A 559-nucleotide genomic window follows, 5' to 3' on the forward strand; every position below is an offset into this window, starting at 1 on the left:
TTCTCCGGGATCCCGATCTGCATCGGCAACGTCGGAGCCGTCCGATCCAATGCCTGAATCTGCGATTTCTCGTCCACGCACAGCACGATCGCGTTTTCCGGCGGATCGAGGTACAACCCCACGATATCGGTCACCTTCGCAACCAGTTCCGGATCGGTGGAAAACTTGAATGTCTCACTGCGCCAAGGCTGCACACCGTACTCACGCCAGATCCGCGCGACCGTGCCGTACCCGATCCCCAAATGGTTCGCGAGCAAACGCGAACTCCAGTGCGTAACACCGTATTTCTTCGGCGGCGGCATCAAGGTCGCGGAGATGATCTCCCGGTGATCGAGGCTCCGCGGCCGGCCGGACCGGGCATCGTCCTCGAGGCCGGCCAACCCGTCCGCATCGTAGCGGGCACGCCAAGAAATCACCGTCGGCCGCGACACCCCGACCAGCTCTGCGATCGACGAATTCGACTCACCTTGAGATGCGAGCACAATGATCCGTGCCCGCTGCGCCGCGCCCGAGGGGATCGACCTCGACCGCACCCGCCTCGCCAATTCGATATCGTCCC

1 protein-coding gene is annotated in these 559 nt (G+C 63.0%); it reads right to left on the reverse strand.

Going from position 1 to position 559, the window contains the following annotated elements; genetic code table 11:
* Window positions 1-559, reverse strand: a 559-nt coding sequence (locus R4P65_RS33060; RefSeq protein ID WP_411742625.1) for an IS630 family transposase, incomplete at both ends; no start/stop codon positions are given.

The sequence above is a fragment of the Rhodococcus sp. IEGM 1318 genome (assembly GCF_033142465.1).
Lineage (GTDB): Bacteria > Actinomycetota > Actinomycetes > Mycobacteriales > Mycobacteriaceae > Rhodococcus_F > Rhodococcus_F qingshengii_B.